Origin of the sequence: Serratia sp. X3, from assembly GCF_014982455.1 — a bacterium.
GTDB lineage: Bacteria > Pseudomonadota > Gammaproteobacteria > Enterobacterales > Enterobacteriaceae > Serratia > Serratia ureilytica.
The window spans coordinates 102489-117187 of sequence record NZ_JADCNB010000006.1; the positions used below are offsets into that span (position 1 = coordinate 102489).

Annotated in this window: 16 protein-coding genes; 5 read left to right on the forward strand and 11 right to left on the reverse strand. The window is 61.7% G+C overall.

What is annotated here, in order from left to right; translation table 11 throughout:
- Nucleotides 1–49: 49 nt before the first annotated feature.
- Nucleotides 50–1312, reverse strand: a complete 1263-nt coding sequence (gene lysA / locus IMX17_RS20170; protein WP_046899038.1) for a diaminopimelate decarboxylase — start codon at nt 1310–1312, stop codon at nt 50–52.
- Nucleotides 1313–1445: 133 nt separating this feature from the next.
- Here lysA and IMX17_RS20175 point away from each other — a divergent pair, with 133 nt between their 5' ends.
- Nucleotides 1446–2369, forward strand: coding sequence for a LysR family transcriptional regulator (locus tag IMX17_RS20175; RefSeq protein WP_046899037.1), 924 nt, complete (start codon nt 1446–1448; stop codon nt 2367–2369).
- A gap of 27 nt (nt 2370–2396) precedes the next feature.
- On the opposite strand, the gene IMX17_RS20180 is transcribed toward IMX17_RS20175, so the two are convergent.
- Nucleotides 2397–3305, reverse strand: a complete 909-nt coding sequence (locus tag IMX17_RS20180) for a LysR family transcriptional regulator (RefSeq protein WP_033644836.1) — start codon at nt 3303–3305, stop codon at nt 2397–2399.
- Nucleotides 3306–3413: 108 nt separating this feature from the next.
- Between IMX17_RS20180 and IMX17_RS20185 the strand changes: the two genes are divergently transcribed.
- On the forward strand, nt 3414–4298 hold the full coding sequence (locus tag IMX17_RS20185; RefSeq protein WP_046899036.1) for an MBL fold metallo-hydrolase: 885 nt from the start codon (nt 3414–3416) through the stop codon (nt 4296–4298).
- A gap of 68 nt (nt 4299–4366) precedes the next feature.
- Entirely contained in the window at nt 4367–5014 is a 648-nt protein-coding gene (locus IMX17_RS20190; protein WP_033644834.1) for a DsbA family protein, read from the forward strand.
- A 28-nt stretch (nt 5015–5042) separates the two neighbouring features.
- On the opposite strand, the gene IMX17_RS20195 is transcribed toward IMX17_RS20190, so the two are convergent.
- On the reverse strand, nt 5043–5750 hold the full coding sequence (locus IMX17_RS20195; protein ID WP_182265323.1) for a tetratricopeptide repeat protein: 708 nt from the start codon (nt 5748–5750) through the stop codon (nt 5043–5045).
- A gap of 206 nt (nt 5751–5956) precedes the next feature.
- Here IMX17_RS20195 and IMX17_RS20200 point away from each other — a divergent pair, with 206 nt between their 5' ends.
- On the forward strand, nt 5957–7684 hold the full coding sequence (locus IMX17_RS20200) for an ABC transporter ATP-binding protein/permease (RefSeq protein ID WP_033652139.1): 1728 nt from the start codon (nt 5957–5959) through the stop codon (nt 7682–7684).
- A 36-nt stretch (nt 7685–7720) separates the two neighbouring features.
- On the opposite strand, the gene agaF is transcribed toward IMX17_RS20200, so the two are convergent.
- The 6 genes from agaF to agaR are packed head-to-tail and all read right to left on the reverse strand — an operon-like array spanning nt 7721 to nt 12402.
- Nucleotides 7721–8155, reverse strand: coding sequence for a PTS galactosamine/N-acetylgalactosamine transporter subunit IIA (gene agaF / locus IMX17_RS20205; RefSeq protein ID WP_046899032.1), 435 nt, complete (start codon nt 8153–8155; stop codon nt 7721–7723).
- A gap of 10 nt (nt 8156–8165) precedes the next feature.
- Nucleotides 8166–9059: a PTS system mannose/fructose/sorbose family transporter subunit IID gene (locus IMX17_RS20210; protein ID WP_033644827.1), complete on the reverse strand. Its 894-nt coding sequence runs from the start codon at nt 9057–9059 to the stop codon at nt 8166–8168.
- On the reverse strand, nt 9049–9828 hold the full coding sequence (gene agaW, locus IMX17_RS20215; RefSeq protein WP_033644826.1) for a PTS N-acetylgalactosamine transporter subunit IIC: 780 nt from the start codon (nt 9826–9828) through the stop codon (nt 9049–9051). Before agaW ends, IMX17_RS20210 begins: the two co-directional genes overlap by 11 nt.
- Before the next feature lie 15 nt (nt 9829–9843).
- On the reverse strand, nt 9844–10320 hold the full coding sequence (gene agaV, locus IMX17_RS20220) for a PTS N-acetylgalactosamine transporter subunit IIB (protein ID WP_004931808.1): 477 nt from the start codon (nt 10318–10320) through the stop codon (nt 9844–9846).
- Between the two features lies 1 nt (nt 10321).
- Entirely contained in the window at nt 10322–11605 is a 1284-nt protein-coding gene (locus tag IMX17_RS20225) for a D-tagatose-bisphosphate aldolase, class II, non-catalytic subunit (protein WP_046899031.1), read from the reverse strand.
- A 23-nt stretch (nt 11606–11628) separates the two neighbouring features.
- Nucleotides 11629–12402 (reverse strand): transcriptional repressor AgaR, encoded by a 774-nt coding sequence (gene agaR / locus IMX17_RS20230; protein ID WP_004931804.1) that lies wholly within the window; start codon nt 12400–12402, stop codon nt 11629–11631.
- A 500-nt stretch (nt 12403–12902) separates the two neighbouring features.
- Here agaR and IMX17_RS20235 point away from each other — a divergent pair, with 500 nt between their 5' ends.
- Nucleotides 12903–14123, forward strand: a complete 1221-nt coding sequence (locus tag IMX17_RS20235) for an MFS transporter (protein WP_182265324.1) — start codon at nt 12903–12905, stop codon at nt 14121–14123.
- On the opposite strand, the gene IMX17_RS20240 is transcribed toward IMX17_RS20235, so the two are convergent.
- Nucleotides 14120–14281 (reverse strand): hypothetical protein, encoded by a 162-nt coding sequence (locus IMX17_RS20240; protein ID WP_182265325.1) that lies wholly within the window; start codon nt 14279–14281, stop codon nt 14120–14122. The two genes, IMX17_RS20235 and IMX17_RS20240, sit on opposite strands and share 4 nt — an antisense overlap.
- Nucleotides 14282–14304: 23 nt before the next feature.
- Nucleotides 14305–14418 (reverse strand): YmiA family putative membrane protein, encoded by a 114-nt coding sequence (locus tag IMX17_RS20245; protein WP_072056100.1) that lies wholly within the window; start codon nt 14416–14418, stop codon nt 14305–14307.
- Nucleotides 14419–14699 lie beyond the last annotated feature (281 nt).

Genomic DNA, 14699 nt, shown 5'->3' on the forward strand with positions numbered 1-14699 from the left:
ATGCCGCCGCATGACGCGGTGAAGCGGGCGCAAGGCGCCCGCCCGCTTATCAGATAAGTTCCAGCGCGATCAGTTCTTCGATGGTTTGGCGGCGGCGGATCAAACGCGGCTCGCCGTTTTCAAACAGCACTTCAGGCAACAGCGGACGGCTGTTGTAGTTGGAGGACATCGATGCGCCGTAGGCGCCGGTATCGTGAAACACCAGATAATCGCCGATCTGCACCGGCGGCAGCTCGCGGGTTTCCACGCCGCCGCCCGCCTGCTGGGTGAAGACGTCGCCGGATTCGCACAGCGGCCCGGCGATCACCGTGTCGCGCAGCGGCTGCCCCGAGGTATCGCGCCCATCGGCCGGCAACAGCGAAATATGGTGATAGCTGCCGTACATCGCCGGCCGCATCAGATCGTTAAAACCGGCATCCACCAGCACAAAGTGGCGGCTCCCCATGTCTTTTACCGCCCGCACCTCGGCCACCAATACGCCCGCCTCCGCCATCAGGAAACGTCCGGGTTCAATCTCCAGCTGCACCGGGTGCCCCAGATGCGCGGCGATGCGCTCACGCGCCCGGTTCCACAAACCAAAATAGTGTTCGGTATCGATCGCCTCTTCGCCGTACTGATACGGGATAGACAGGCCGCCGCCGGCGGAAATGGCGCTGATGTCATGACCGAGGTCGATCACCTGCTGCACCATCGCATCGCAGACGCGCTCCAGATGCTGGTAATCGACGCCGGAACCGATATGCATATGCACGCCAATCAGCTTCAGGCCATAGCGGCGGATCTTCTCCACCGCCTGCGGCAGATCGGCATACCAGATGCCGTGTTTACTGTTCTCGCCACCGGTGTTGGTTTTCTGGCTGTGGCCGTGGCCAAACCCCGGATTAATGCGCAGCCACACCGGATGTCCGGCGGAAGCCTGACCGAGCTGCTCCAGCATATCGATGGAACCGGCGTTGACCGGGATCTTCAATGCGCTGACGCGCGCCAGCGTCGCGTGATCCAATACGTCCGCGGTAAACACGATATCGCTCGGCTCGCCGCCCGGCTGAAAACCGGCCTGCAGCGCCCGCTCGATTTCGCCGAGCGACACCGAATCCACCTTCACGCCCTGCTCGCGCATCAGGCGCAAAATATGAATATTCGAACAGGCTTTCTGCGCGAAACGGATAGTGTCGAAGTGACGCAGCTGAGCGATGCGCTGGCTGATGATGTCGGCATCATAAGCCCAGACCGGGCAACCGAAGCGCTGCGGCAAGGCCAGCAGGTTAGCGGCGTTCAACGCGGTGGAGGTGTCGTGCAACGGGCGTGGCATGGCGATATTCCCAATTCGAAAGTAACGGCAGATAAGGCCATAGTGCCGCACGCTGAATCGGGTGGAAAATATCTATTTAGCCGTAGTCTATTCATTTATGATATAGCTTTCTCTACAGTCGAGCAGCCTCGTCATGCACAGCATCTCTTTGCGGCAGATAGAAATCTTTCGGGCGGTGATGACCACCGGCAACCTGACCGAGGCGGCGGCCCTGCTGCAAACCTCGCAACCCACCGTCAGCCGCGAGCTGGCGCGCTTTGAGAAGCTGATCCGGCTGCAGCTGTTCGACCGGGTTCGCGGGCGCTTGTCCCCCACGGTGCAGGGCCTACGGCTGTTCGAAGAGGTGCAACGTTCCTATTATGGCCTCGATCGCATCGTCAACGCCGCCGCCGGCATTCGCCAGTTTCAGCAGGCGCAGCTGTCGATCGTGTGCCTGCCGGTATTTTCCCAATCGCTGCTGCCGGCGGTGTGCCGGCCCTTTATCGAACGTTACCCGGAAGTCAGCTTCAGCGTGATCCCGCAAGAATCGCCGCTGCTGGAAGAGTGGCTGTCGGCCCAGCGCCACGATCTGGGGCTGACGGAAACCACCCTGACGCCGGCGGGCACCGAGCGGGTAACGCTGATGACGTTGAATGAAGTCTGCGTGCTGCCGGCGGGCCATCCTTTGCTGGCGAAAGACCAGCTGACGCCGCAGGATTTCGCCGGGCAAAACTTTATCAGCCTATCGAGCACCGACAGCTATCGCCACTTGCTCGATGCGCTGTTCGCCGAGCAGGGCGTCGAGCGCCGCATGGTGATGGAAACGCACAGCGCGGCGTCGGTGTGCGCCATGGTGAGAGCCGGCGTGGGGGTGTCGATCGTCAATCCGCTGACGGCACTCGACTATGCCGGCAGCGGCGTGCACGTGCGGCCATTCAGCATCGACGTGCCGTTCACCGTCAGCCTGATACGGCCGCTGCACCGCCCTTCATCGGCGCTGGTGACGGCCTTTATCGACCATCTGCATCAACAGGCGACACTGTTCTCCGCCCGCCTGGCCGCCGCCGTCAAACGGTGAAAACGGCGTGGGAATGTTGCCGCGGCCTTAGCGCAGCGTCGCCTGCCACTGAGGATCGCTGGCGAACCATTCCACCAGAAAGTCCAGCATGGTGCGCAAGGTGGCGGGCATTTGTCGGCGTGAGGTGTAGATGCCGTAGATGCCCATCGATTGCGGCCGGTAACCCGGCAGCAGCTCCACCAGTTCGCCGCTGGCCAACAGCGGCGCCGCCGAATAGTAGGGCTGCAGGGAAATACCCGCCCCCTGCACCGTACCGGCCATCAGCACCACCGATTCATTGGCGCTCAGGTTGCCGCTGACCGCCACCGCCGATTTCACCCCCTGAGCGTCGAAATGCCACAGGCTTTTGCCGAAATAGGAATAAGTCAGGCAATTGTGCAACGCCAGATCCTGCGGCTGGCGCGGCGTGCCGTGCGCCGCCAGATACGCCGGCGCGGCGCACACCACCGACGCGCAGGTGGACAGCGGCCGGGCGATCAGGTTGGGATCCAACTCATTGGTGATGCGCAGCGCCAGATCGATGCGCTCTTCCACCAGGTTCACCGCCCGGTTGTTCATCTGAAGATCGACCGCCACCTGCGGATGACGCTTCAGATACTGGGCGACGGCCCCCACCAGCGCCGTTTGCCCGAGCGATTGCGAACAGGTGATGCGCAGCAGGCCGCGCAGTTCGTCGCTCTGCCCTTCCTCCACCAGATCGATTTCCCCCGCCAGCGCCAACATTTGTCGGCAGCGCTCCAAAGTACGCTCACCGGCGTCGGTCAGACTAAGCTTACGGGTAGTGCGGTGCAGTAAACGCGCCCCGGCCCATTGCTCCATCTGGGCCAGGTAGCGAGTGACCATCGCGCGCGACATCTCCAGCGTTTCCGCGGCGGCGATCATGCTGCCGCGATCGACGATGGTGACAAAAACCTCAGCGGCGGTAATGCGATCCATGATTAGTCCGATTTATGCAACGAATAATTGCTTATTATCCGGTTTTTCTATCGCTTTATGCAACCTAACATCATTACAACATTAACCGATACCTAAGGACCTCTGCCCATGTTTAAGAAATCACTGTTAACTCTGGCCTTCACCGGCGTCGCCACCCTGAGCACCTACGCCACCGCTGCCGATACCCTGACCATGGAAGTGTATAACCCGGGCGAGAAAAGCGTGTTCCCGGTGTCTTCCGAAATCGTCAGCGGCAAACACGAAGTGGCGCTGATCGACGCACAGTTCCAGCGCAACGATGCCGAAGAGCTGGTGAAAAAGATCAAGGCGACCGGCAAGAAACTGACCATCGTCTACATCAGCCACTCAGATCCGGATTTCTATTTCGGTCTGGACGTGATTAAGGCCGCTTTCCCGGAGGCGAAAATCATCGCTTCGCCTGGCACCATCAAGGACATTAACGCCACCAAAGACGGCAAAATCGCCTACTGGGGCCCAATCCTGAAAGACAACGCGCCGAAAACCGTGATCGTGCCGCAGCCGCTGCAGGGCGACAGCTTCACCATCGACGGTCAAAAAGTGGAAGTGAAAGGCCTGAACGGCCCGACCCCCGACCGCACCTTCGTGTGGATCCCGGCGCTGAAAGCGGTGGTGGGCGGTGTCGCGGTCGCCGGTGACAACATCCATCCGTGGATCGCCGACAACCAGAGCGTGGAATCGCGCCAGCACTGGCAACAGACGCTGAAAAACATCGAAGCGCTGAAGCCGCAGGTCGTCGTGCCGGGCCACTTCCTGCCGGGCGCCGCACAGACACTGGCATCGGTGCACTTTACCCAAAAATACCTGACCACGCTGGAAGCCGAGCTGCCGAAGGCCAAGGATTCCGCCGCGCTGATTGAAGCGATGAAAAAGCACTACCCGACGCTGAAAGACGAATCGAGCCTGGAACTGAGCGCGAAAGTGCTGAAAGGCGAGATGAAGTGGCCGCAATAAGCGCCCGTGCGTGATTGAACCAGCCCTGGCGCCGCGGCGGCTTGCCGCGCGCCAAGCGAGGAGTAAAAATGACCGAAACCACTCTGCATTACATTTTCGATCCGCTGTGCGGTTGGTGCTACGGCGCCGCGCCGCTGGTGAAAGCGGCTCAGAGCCTCCCCGGGCTGAAAGTCGTGCCGCACGCCGGCGGCATGATGACCGGCAACAACCGCCGTCAGATCACCGACGAATGGCGCAACTACGTCATTCCGCACGACAAGCGCATCGCCGAGATGACGGGCCAGCCTTTCGGCGAAGCCTATTTCAACGGCCTGCTGCGCGACACCACGGCGGTGATGGATTCCGAGCCGCCGATCACGGCTATCCTGGCGGCGGAAAAACTGGCGGGACGCGGGCTGGACATGCTGCACCGCATTCAGCAGGCGCACTATCAGGAAGGGCGACGCATCGCCGACACGCCGGTGCTGGAAGCGTTGGCGAAAGAGCTGGGGTTGCCTTCGGCGGCGTTTATCGCCGAAATGCGCTTCAACAGCGGCGCGCCGACCGCGCAACACATCGCGGAAAGCCGGGCGCTGCTGGCCAAAGTGCAGGGCCAGGGCTTCCCGACCTTTGCGCTGCAGGATAGCGAGGGCCAGCTGCATCTGCTGCCGGCCGGCAATTATCTGGGCAATGTGGAAGCCTGGAAGAATCTGTTGGGCGCCGCCGCGCTGGCGTAACCCTGCTCGCCCCGGTCGTCGGGGCGGGTCATTCTACCCGCACGAACCGCCCTTCCGCCCGCACGTTATGGCCGAACCCGCAATCGCCCCGCGTGTGCATTTCCAACGCTTGCTCGCCAAACTCCATCGTCACGTCGCAGACCTGCGCGCTGTCCGGCTCGTGCTGGTGGTAGACGGCCTTGCCGTGTGCGATCGGCAGCTCGGCGGTGAAGTCGCCCATGTTCGGCCCGTAATACAGCCCCATCTGCGGCATGGCGTAGCCGGAAAAATCGACCAGCCAGCGCTCGCCCTGCGGCTTCACCACCACTTCACTCCACACGCCGCGCCCGGCGTATTGCCAGTACACGCCGCCCGGCCCCTGCGGCTGCGGCCGCTGCGCCAGCCGTTGGCGCAACAGACTCATGTTGTGCTGCGATTTGTCATCGTGCGGCGCCAGCGCCAGATAGGCCTGCGCCTTGAGCAATTCGCCGGCGTGCATCAGCGACAGCGCCACGTTGTTGTAAGCCGTGGCGACAGCCTGCTCGCTCAAACCGCAAAACTCGCTCCAGGCCGCCTGATCGCGAAAGATGTCGGCAGCTTTGGCGTAATCCTGGCGCTGATAGGCCTTTTTTCCCAGTTCGGCGTAGCTCGCCACCTTTTGGCAGTCGGCGGCGATGTCCGGCTCGTCAATGTGCGCCCAGGCCCGGGCGCTGGCGAAGACGCCGCAGGTCAGCAACAGGGGAAACCAAGCCTTCATCGTTTATCCTTTCTGCAAAAATTCGGCGCCAGTATAACCGCCCGGCGCCGGAGTGTATGCCGCAATTGCGATCGCCTGCATGGCCGCCGGCGATTCAGCCGCCTTATTTCAAACGGTTAGCGGAGTCAAAACTGCTTACAGTCGCGGTTTGTTTGTTACCGGCCCGCAGCCCATGCTGAACAAAATACCGCAATTATCGAGCCGTTATGAACGCAACCCCCTTGCAGAAACACGCCATTTGGCAGTTGATCAAACCCTTTTGGGTGTCGGAGGAGCGATGGCGCGCCTGGATGATGCTGATCGCCATCGTCGTCCTGTCGCTCGGCCTGGTCTATATCAGCGTGCAGATCAACCAGTGGAACCAGGTGTTCTACGACGCGCTGCAGAACAAAAACTACCCGGTATTCAAGGCGCAGCTGTGGCGCTTTACCTATCTGGCGCTGATCTTCATCGTGCTGGCGGTCTACAAGATCTACCTGACTCAGGGGCTGCAGATGCGCTGGCGGCGCTGGATGACGGAAAGGTTCATGGGAAAATGGCTGGCGCACCAGGCGTATTACCACACCGAGCAGCAGCAGATCGTCGATAACCCCGATCAGCGTATCGCTGAAGATCTCAACGTGCTGACCCAATATACCCTGTCGCTGTCGCTCGGGCTGCTCTCCAGCCTGGTGACGCTGTTTTCCTTTATCGACATTTTATGGCACGTCAGCGGGCCGATGACCTTCGCGCTCGGGCAACACGCCATCACCTTGCCCGGCTATATGGTGTGGTTCGCGCTGCTGTATGCGGTGTTGGGATCGCTGCTGATCTGGTGGGTCGGCAAACCGCTGGTCATGCTGGGCTTCAACCAGGAACGGTATGAGGCGAACTTCCGTTTCGGCCTGATCCGCATCCGTGAAAACAACGACGCCATTGCGCTGTACCACGGCGAACCGCGCGAGGCGCAGCAGTTGGGCGACCGTTTCGATACCATTCGCAGCAACTGGTGGGCGATCATGCGCATCACCCGGCGGCTCAACATCGCCACCAACTTCTACGGCCAGTTCGCCATCGTGTTTCCCCTGCTGGTGGCGGCGCCGCGCTACTTCTCCGGCGCCATCCAGATGGGCGGCCTGATGCAGATCGCCTCGGCCTTTGGCCAGGTGCAGGGCGCGCTGTCGTGGTTTATCGACGCGTTTAACGATTTGGCGACCTGGAAAGCCTGCGTTAACCGTCTGGCCGGCTTCAACGCCGCCGTCGATCAGGTTCACCATCAGCCGCGCGGCATTCAACTGCGGGAGGAGACCGCCCATCCGTTAACGCTGGACAACCTCAGCCTGCACTTGCCCGACGGCCAGCCGCTGCTGACCGGCGCCGAGATGACGCTGCAACGCGGCGATCGCCTGCTGATCGTCGGGCCTTCCGGCTGCGGCAAGTCGACGCTGCTGCGCGCCATCGCCGGTATCTGGCCTTACGGCGCGGGCGCCATCGGGGTAGCGGGCAACGCCAACATGCTGTTCCTGCCGCAGCGCAGCTACATTCCGATCGGCACGCTGCGCGAAGCGCTGAGCTACCCGAGCCTGGCGTCGGAATACAGCGACGCGCAACTGATGCGGGTGCTGGAAAACTGCCGCCTGAAGCACCTGCAGCGCTGGCTGGACACCTCCGCCAACTGGAGCCATCGCCTGTCGCCGGGCGAGCAACAGCGGCTGGCCTTCGCCCGCGCCCTGTTGATTCGCCCGAGCATCCTGTTCCTCGACGAGGCCACCAGCGCGCTGGACGACGAAACCGAGCAACTGATGTACTGCCTGCTGGTGGATGAACTGCCGGACGTGACGCTGGTCAGCGTGGCGCACCGCAACAGCGTGGCGAAATACCACCAGACCTGCTGGCGCTTCAGCCGCGGCGAAGACCAACCGGCGCGTCTGGCGCTGAGCCCGTTGCCGGCCTAACTCACGGAGCCGGGCGCGCCCGCGCCCGGTTTTCGTTCAGATGCCGTCGGCCTGCGCGTCTTCGCACTTCACTCGGCGGCGTTCATGCCACAGGCTGGTCAGGCCGCGTTTGCCGCACGCCAGCGCCACCTCGCGAAATTCATCCAGACTCAGTCCGTCACGTTCCAGCATCATTTCCGCCGCCAGCTGCATGTTGACGCCGGTCAGCACTTCGCAATCGCCCCGCGCATCCGCCAGTTCACAGGCGCTGCGAAACGGCGAACCGCCGAGCATGTCGGTCAGGAACACCACGCCGTCCGGCTGCGCCACCGCGACCAGCGCCGAGCGCAAAGCCTCCCTGAGCTGCGCGGTGCTCATCTGTTCGGGGAAATCGACCGCCGCGCAATGCCGCTGCGGCCCCACCACCTGTTCCACCGCCTGCAGCAGCCCGGAGGCAAAGCCGCCGTGGCCGGTAATCACAATGCCTGGCATATCCCGCTCCTCATAAAATGCCGATAAATTTGCCCGCCACGCCGATCGCGACGGTGACGCCAATCAGCTTCACCGGCGAGAATCCGCGCTTCATCAGGAAGAAAATGAGCAGCGTGAAACACAGCGGCAGCAAGTTGGGCATCAACTTGTCCAGCACGTCGGTCTGCAGCGCCACGCTGGCCTTGCCGGCATGCATCACCAGCGGCGTGGACAGGTGCACGTACGAGGCCACCAGCGCGCCGATCACCGTCATGCCGACAATGGAGGCGGCGTGCGAAATGCGCCGGGTGTGGGTTTTCAGCAGCGCCAGCGCGCTGGTGCCGGCCTGGTAGCCGTAGTGCGCCAGCCCGAAACGCAGGCCGAAGTGGAACAGGTTAAACAGCAGCAGGAAGACGATCGGCCCGAACAGGCTGCCCTCCAATGCCAGCGAAGCGCCTATCCCGGCGCAGATCGGCAGCAGCGTCAACCAAAACAGCGCGTCGCCGATGCCGCCAAGCGGCCCCATCAGCGCCACTTTCACCGCGCGGATGGTGGAGATCTTCTCCTTGTTCTGCTCCATCGCCAGCACCAGACCGGACAGGAAGGTGACGTCGAACGGGTGCACGTTGATAAACTCCATGTGCATCTTCATCGAGTTGGCCAGATCCTGCGGGTTGCGGTGGATCTTGCGCAGCGCGGGGATCAGCTGATACAGCCAGCCGCCCGCCTGCATGCGCTCGTAGTTGAACGACGCCTGCAGCAGCAGCGAACGCCAGGCCATGCGGTTAATGTCGCCGCGCGTCAGCGCTTCGGCGGGCCGGCTGTCCAGATAGTCGTCCTGCTCCACCTGGCTGGTGGCCAGCGCCTGCGCCATACGCTGCTCGGCCTTTTGCGCCAGCAGATCGTCGGAATCGTTAAATGCCATCTTCGGCGTCCTCCTGCGGAGCGGGCCGGGCCGTCGCCTCTGCCGCGCCGCGTTGCGTGTTGAAGAAGTCGATCAGAGCGATCGCCAGGGCGCCCAGCGCCACCGCCAGGATCGGCAGCTTGAGAAACGTGACCGAGATGAAACCGAGGATAAAATAGGCCACGTAGGTTTTTTTCATCATCACCTTCATCAGCAGCGAGAAACCGATCGCCGGCATCATGCCGCCCGCCACCGCCAGCCCGTCCAGCAGCCAGCCCGGAGCTTTCTGCACCATGGCGCTGGCCGCATCGGCGCCGAAGTAAATCGGCAGGAACGCCACCACGAAATAGAAGATGAACAGAATGCCGATGCCGAGATAGTTCACCCGTTCGATGCCGCGCCAGTTCAGCGCTTTTACCATGCGATCGCAGCGGTGCATCATCGGCGAGAACAGTGTAAACAGCAGCGTGATGCAGCCCTGCACCGCGATCGAGAACGGCACCGCCACGCCGATCGCCACTTTAGGGTCGGCTTTGGTCAGAATGGCGAATGCGGTGCCGATCACCCCGCCGATCACCACGTTAGGCGGTTGGGCTCCCGCCAACGGCACCATCCCCATCCACACCAGCTCCAGCGTGCCGCCCACCAGCAAGCCGGTGTAGACATCGCCCAAAATCAGCCCCACCAGCGGCCCCATCACCACTGGCCGGTGGAAGTGGGTCAGACCGTCGAACAGGTCAACACCCGCCAACCCCGCCAACAGCGCAATCAATAACGCATCCGTCAACATGCTTTCCCCCCTGGCTCAAAAGAGCAGTTTGCCGATCGCCTCGCCCGCTTCATCAGGCACCCGACGCACTTCGCACTCCACGCCCAGTTCAGCCAGCGCGCGGAACGCAGCCACGTCGCCGTCGTCCAGCGACACCGTTTTGTGCACCTGCCGCTTTCCCTCGGCGAAGTGCATATTGCCGACGTTGACGAAACGGATCGGCACCCCGCCGCGCACCAGCGTCAACACGTCCTGCGGCGTTTTGCACACCAGAAAGATCTTCTGCCGATCCGCCGCCTTGTGGATCACGTCAATGGTTTTCTGCAGCGTGAAATAACGGGTCTGCACCCCTTCCGCCACCACCATGTCCATCAGGTTCTGCTGCACCGGATCGGCGGCGGCCTCGTCGTTGGCCACCACCACCAGGTTGGCGCCAAGGGTGTTGGTCCAGGTCACGCCCACCTGGCCATGTACCAGGCGATTGTCGATGCGGGTCATTAAAATGTTCGGCATATCAGCGGCCCTCCGGATAGCAGGCGGCGTGGTAATCATCGAGTACCTGCGTCACTTTGTGCAGCACCCACTCCTGCGGATCGGCGCTCAATTCGCCGGCGTTCAGCGCCCGCGCCTGCTCCGGCAGATACTGGCTGAGCAGCGCCAGCGGCGCCGGGCTGCGCCGCAGGTTGTCCAGCAAGCCGTCGACCGCCTGCTGCACCTGCGGCTGCGGCCAGTAGTAACGCACCCGATCGCTCAGGCTGTAGTGGCGATCGAGATACTGCTGGTGCGGCGTACCGTGGTAATAGCGGCTCCACTGTTGCGGCTGCTCGCGCATCACCTGTTCCAGCGTGGCGCACAGCTGCGCCGACTGGCGTTCCCCCAGCCATTCGCGCTCGATGCGATCGAGAGCGAACAGCGCTTCGCGTAGCGCAAAGGTCAGCGCCGGCCCCACCTTCAGAATGGCGAAATGATCGCGCACCAGCTGGCGATAGGCCTGCGGCGGTTGGTAGTCCGTGGAGTGCGCTTCATAGATCATGCCCGGCTGCCGTTCGATGAAATGGCTCAGTGCGTCGGCGCGTTGCGGCTGGTAACGTTCGACGCTGTGGTGATCGAACTCGACGCCCGGCTGCACCACCAGCGCGATGGTTCGCTGCCAGGCATCGTTCAGCTCGGCCTTTTGCCAGGCGATACGGTGTGTTTCCAGGGTTTGCGCCACCGCCTGCGGCGTGGTGACCTGCAGGCCCGCCAACGCCTCCTGCGCACCGCCCGGTACCGGCACCTCGGTGCCGATCACATAGACCGGCGCTTCGCCACCGCTCTGCGCCCAGGCGCGTTCCGCCACCGCGCACAGGCGCGCCGCACGCTCGGCGACCGCCGCATCACCCAAGGGCGAGGGATCGCCGGCGCACGACATGGAACAATCGAGATGAATTTTGCGAAATCCGGCGCGAACGTAATCGTCGATCAACGTTTCCGCCAGCGTCATCGCTTCCTGAGCCGGGCGATCTTGCCAGGCGTTGGGCCCCAGATGGTCGCCGCCCAGCCACACGCGCTCGCGCGCCAAGCCAACCTCATCCGCCAGACGCCAGAGCGCATCGCGGAACTGGGCCGCCGTTTGGCCGGTATAGCCGCCGAACTGATTGACCTGGTTGGAGGTCGCCTCCACCAATACCGGCGTGCCGCGGCTTTTAGCCTGCCGCAGCGCGGCCTTCAGAACCCAGGGATGGGCGGAACAGACGGAAAAAATCCCGACCGGCATACCGGCCTTGTGCTGCTCGACAAGCTGTAACAACTGCTGCATGAAGCCCCCATGCAGGCGCCGTGCTACCGATCGGCGATGATGACCTCTACGCCCAGCTCGGTTAACGCCCGCTCGTAATCGTCCGGAAGACGGCTGTCAGTGATCAGCCGATGGATTTGTCCAGCTTCGCGAATCATGCAAAAGCTCTTGCGACCGAATTTGCTGGCATCCGCCACTGCGATAATCTCGCGCGCCACCTCGCACATCACGCGATTGAGGTGCGCTTCACCGGGGTGAGGCGTGGTGATGCCGGCGCTCAGATCGAACCCGTCGACGCCTAAAAACAGCTTGTCGAAGCGGTACTGACGCAATTGCTGCTCGGCAGCCGGACCATAGAGCGAGTAAGAGTTGCGGCGCACGCTGCCCCCCAGCACCATGACTTCCACCCCGTCGTTTCCTGAAAGCTCATAGGCAATGTTCAGCGCATTAGTCATCACCACTAGATCGCGCCGCCCCTTCAGGAACGGCACGATCTGCGCGGTGGTTGAACCGGAATCGAGGATCAGCGCATCGCCGTCGCGCACATAGCCGGCCGCCGCGTTGGCGATCAGCGTTTTGACATCGCGATTCAACCGCCCTTTGTCCCGCAGCGGCCGATCGAAAGCGAATTGCTGATTGAGCATTGCGCCGCCGTAAGCGCGCAGCGCACACCCTTTTCGTTCCAGAAAGCGCAGATCGTTGCGGATCGTCACCGTGGATACTGCAAACTGTTTGCTGAGTTGCTCCACGCGCACGCTGCCGTGCTCGCATAACAGATCGATGATGTGTTCACGTCGCTTTGCGGTATTCACTGGCATGAGCTGCGGTCCTCAGGTTTCCGGCATCGCCGGGGAGAAGATGGCTTTCGCTCTACTGCGCTGGCATTACAGCAAAGCGAAAGCAATGAAATTGTGATCGGGCTTACAGCCCCGTTTTAGCAAAAAAACCGCCAAAAAACCTTTCGAATCGAAACGAATCGAAAAGCCAAAAAATGGAATGGGTGAAAAATGAAATGCCATGACGAGCGCGAACGCCGGAGAGCAGCCGCGCCGGCGGCGGCAGAAGTGAAAGCGCTGCAGACCCCGCCCTGCGCCATGACTTTTAGTTCACTCAGTGACCAGGATCACATAATGGGAATTATCCTGCAGCCGGCGGGAATCAGCCCTCTCCATCCCGCCGGCCCCCCTTGTCAGCGCGAGCCATCTTCCCTACACTTGCGATCAGATATCGGCTCCTTGTCGGTACGTAAGCGTTAACGTCAATCAACGCATCACGCCATGCAGCGCTGATTGTCTGCATGCCCTGGTGCGAGGAACTCATGCCGCAACCCGCTTCATCTTCATCATCCATCGCGACCCCGCGTCGCCGTTTACATCGCCCTGTTCTGCTGATCGTCGGCATCATGCTGATCGCAGCTAACCTGCGCGCCGCCCTCACCAGCGTCGGCCCGCTGCTGGAACAGATTCAGCAACAGCTGGCGTTGTCCGCCACCGCAGCCGGCCTGATCAACTCACTGCCGCTGATCCTGTTCGCCATCCTCTCGCCACTCACCCCGGCGCTGGCGAAACGCATCGGCATCGAACGCACCCTGGGTTTAGCCCTCGCGCTGCTGGTTTGCGGCATCGCGCTGCGTTCCCTGCCGCAAGACGCCATGCTGTGGCTGGGAAGCGTTCTGATCGGCGCCGCCATCGCCTTCGCCAATGTGGTGCTGCCAACGCTGGTGAAAAGAGATTTTCCTCATCGCGCCGCCGCGATGATAGCGGCCTATGCGGCGGTGATGTCACTGGTCGCCGCCATCGCCTCCGGTCTGGCGGTGCCGCTGGCTTCCCTGGCCGATCTCGGCTGGCGCTTCTCCTTGCTGTGCTGGGGATTACCTGCGCTGTTGGCGCTGCTGGTGTGGTTGCCGCAGCTGCGGCGCTCCGCCACACCCGTCGCTAAAGAGCCGCAGCCGACGGAGCCGCAACGCTATCGCTCTCCCTGGGGCAGCGCGCTGGGCTGGCAAGTGGCGATGTTCATGGGGCTGCAATCGATCGCCTTCTACACCATTATCGGCTGGTTCAGTGCCTTTGCCGTCAGCCACGGCGCCTCAGCCCAGCAGGCGGGCTTCGAGCTGTTCGTTTATCAGGTGGTGGCGATCGTCGCCAACTTTGTCATGGTGGTGATTTTGCCGCGGGCGCGCGATCAGCGGGCGATAGCGCTGGGCAGTTCTCTGCTGATCTTTATCGGCGTCGGGGGATTATTGGTGCAACCCGCCAGTTCACTGGTGTGGCTGACGTTTGCCGGGTTGGGAGCGGGGAGTTCGCTGGTGCTGGCACTGTCGTTCTTTGGATTGCGCAGTCAGCATCATCATCAGGCGACGCTGCTGTCGGGCATGGCGCAATCCGTCGGTTATCTGTTGGCCGCGCTGGGACCCACCTTATTCGGCCTGTTACACGATTTGACGGAAGGCTGGCGCTGGCCGTTGATCGCTCTGCTATGCCTGACCGTCTTGCAAATGCTGTTCGGCGCGCTGGCCGGCCGCAGCCGCGTGATCGGCTAACGTCGCTGAGCGATGGGCCGCGCCGCTTCGGGGGCGGTATCCTGCCATAAATCTTCAATAAAGGCGCGCTGCTCATCGCTCAGCACCCATGAAGGCGGAATTTTTGACTGCGCGCGACGCTGAGCGCCCTCACGGTTTTTAGCCTGCTTCTTGTTCACGAATCGTCTTCCTGCTTAACCTGCTAACTCAGTAACCAGTAAATCACGGCAGCGGTTAGCAGCCAGAACAGCCCACTAACGATAAACACGCCTAGCCATGCTTTACGTTTGATATTTGGTCCATCCTTGCTCACCACAGCGCCCCTAACCAATAGATTAAACCATTCAAAATAAAATTATTGATACATTTCAACGATCAATAAAGTCGTTTTTTCCTATGGAAATTTAAAAAAACTCTGCTGCCCATAGATCTGCATTGCCGTATCAGCCAGAACGGCACCGTGGATATCACTGTTATCGGCAGGCGAGAACGTGTTTTGATAGGCGAACGAATGCGCAGTGTGCCACACCTCTAAAGGTCAAAATTAAACCACTGGTAAACAATTAAAACATCAATTATTTGACTGGTCGTAAGCCA

Excerpts from the sequence above, each read along its gene's own strand:
- IMX17_RS20175 (WP_046899037.1), top strand. The coding sequence starts at position 1,446 with ATGCACAGCATCTCTTTGCGGCAGATAGAAATCTTTCGGGCGGTGATG.
- IMX17_RS20200 (WP_033652139.1), top strand. The coding sequence starts at position 5,957 with ATGAACGCAACCCCCTTGCAGAAACACGCCATTTGGCAGTTGATCAAA.
- agaR (WP_004931804.1), bottom strand. The coding sequence starts at position 12,402 with ATGCCAGTGAATACCGCAAAGCGACGTGAACACATCATCGATCTGTTA.
- IMX17_RS20180 (WP_033644836.1), bottom strand. The coding sequence starts at position 3,305 with ATGGATCGCATTACCGCCGCTGAGGTTTTTGTCACCATCGTCGATCGC.
- IMX17_RS20185 (WP_046899036.1), top strand. The coding sequence starts at position 3,414 with ATGTTTAAGAAATCACTGTTAACTCTGGCCTTCACCGGCGTCGCCACC.
- agaW (WP_033644826.1), bottom strand. The coding sequence starts at position 9,828 with ATGTTGACGGATGCGTTATTGATTGCGCTGTTGGCGGGGTTGGCGGGT.
- lysA (WP_046899038.1), bottom strand. The coding sequence starts at position 1,312 with ATGCCACGCCCGTTGCACGACACCTCCACCGCGTTGAACGCCGCTAAC.
- IMX17_RS20225 (WP_046899031.1), bottom strand. The coding sequence starts at position 11,605 with ATGCAGCAGTTGTTACAGCTTGTCGAGCAGCACAAGGCCGGTATGCCG.
- IMX17_RS20195 (WP_182265323.1), bottom strand. The coding sequence starts at position 5,750 with ATGAAGGCTTGGTTTCCCCTGTTGCTGACCTGCGGCGTCTTCGCCAGC.
- agaF (WP_046899032.1), bottom strand. The coding sequence starts at position 8,155 with ATGCCAGGCATTGTGATTACCGGCCACGGCGGCTTTGCCTCCGGGCTG.
- agaV (WP_004931808.1), bottom strand. The coding sequence starts at position 10,320 with ATGCCGAACATTTTAATGACCCGCATCGACAATCGCCTGGTACATGGC.
- IMX17_RS20190 (WP_033644834.1), top strand. The coding sequence starts at position 4,367 with ATGACCGAAACCACTCTGCATTACATTTTCGATCCGCTGTGCGGTTGG.
- IMX17_RS20210 (WP_033644827.1), bottom strand. The coding sequence starts at position 9,059 with ATGGCATTTAACGATTCCGACGATCTGCTGGCGCAAAAGGCCGAGCAG.
- IMX17_RS20235 (WP_182265324.1), top strand. The coding sequence starts at position 12,903 with ATGCCGCAACCCGCTTCATCTTCATCATCCATCGCGACCCCGCGTCGC.